This is a genomic window from Kosakonia sp. WA-90 (assembly GCF_039871955.1).
GTDB classification, from domain to species: domain Bacteria; phylum Pseudomonadota; class Gammaproteobacteria; order Enterobacterales; family Enterobacteriaceae; genus Kosakonia; species Kosakonia oryzendophytica.
The window spans coordinates 1-1,221 of record NZ_JBDPLJ010000017.1 but is presented as its reverse complement, the minus strand read 5'-3'; the positions used below and the strand labels follow the sequence as shown (position 1 = coordinate 1,221).

At 51.8% G+C, this 1,221-nt stretch carries 1 protein-coding gene; it reads left to right on the top strand.

Features of this window, described 5'->3' with window-relative positions; all coding sequences use genetic code 11:
* Window positions 1-71: 71 nt before the first annotated feature.
* Window positions 72-1,192 (top strand): IS3 family transposase gene (locus ABGA49_RS16060; RefSeq protein ID WP_088237302.1). Its coding sequence is split into 2 segments (ribosomal slippage): window positions 72-330 and window positions 330-1,192, totalling 1,122 coding nucleotides; the frame shifts between segments, so codons are not numbered across the junction.
* Window positions 1,193-1,221 lie beyond the last annotated feature (29 nt).

Genomic DNA, 1,221 nt, shown 5'->3' with positions numbered 1-1,221 from the left:
TGACCTGCTCCCCATTGATTAACACACGACGATGTTAGTAATGTCTTCATCAGCAACGTGAGGACATCCCCATGAAGAAGCGTTTTTCTGACGAACAGATCATCAGTATTCTCCGCGAGGCCGAGGCTGGCATTTCCGCCCGTGAGCTTTGCCGTAAGCATGCTATTTCTGACGCAACCTTTTACACCTGGCGTAAGAAGTTTGGTGGCATGGAAGTCCCTGAAGTAAAACGCCTTAAGTCGCTTGAAGAAGAGAACGCCCGTCTCAAGAAGTTGCTTGCAGAAGCTATGCTGGATAAGGAAGCATTACAGGTAGCGTTGGGCCGAAAGTACTGACGACAGACCACAAGCGGGAAGCTGTTGTAGTGATGTGTAAAGCGACGGGTCTGTCGCAACGTCGAGCCTGCAGGCTGACGGGTTTGTCCCTGTCGACCTGCCGCTATGAGGGGCAGCGTCCGGCGGTTGATGCGTATTTATCCGGGCGCATCACTCAGCTGGCGCTTGAGCGCCGGCGTTTTGGCTACCGTCGTATCTGGCAACTACTGCGACGAGAGGGTCTGCGTGTTAATCACAAGCGCGTGTACCGCCTTTATCATCTCAGCGGCCTGGGTGTTAAGCGCAGACGACGTCGTAAAGGCCTGGCAACAGAACGTCTTCCATTGCTTCTTCCTGCTGCTCCTAATCTGACGTGGTCGATGGATTTCGTCATGGACGCACTGGCTACCGGACGCAGGATCAAGTGCCTGACCTGCGTCGATGATTTCACGAAGGAATGTCTGACAGTCACTGCTGCCTTCGGTATATCAGGTATTCAGGTCACACGTATTCTGGACAGCATTGCGTTATTTCGTGGCTATCCGGCAACGATCAGAACGGATCAGGGACCAGAGTTTACCTGCCGGGCACTGGACCAGTGGGCCTTTGAGCATGGCGTTGAGCTTCGGCTTATTCAGCCGGGCAAGCCGACACAGAATGGGTTTATCGAAAGCTTTAATGGTCGATTTCGAGATGAATGTCTGAATGAGCACTGGTTCAGCGATATTGTTCACGCCAGAAAAATCATTAACGACTGGCGGCAGGACTATAACGAGTGTCGGCCTCATTCCTCACTGAATTATCTGACGCCAGCGGAGTTTGCAGCAGGCTGGCGAAATGGAAAAAACGAAGATAAACAAACCGATATTACTAACTGATTATTGTGGTTAATACTGGGGGCAGGTCA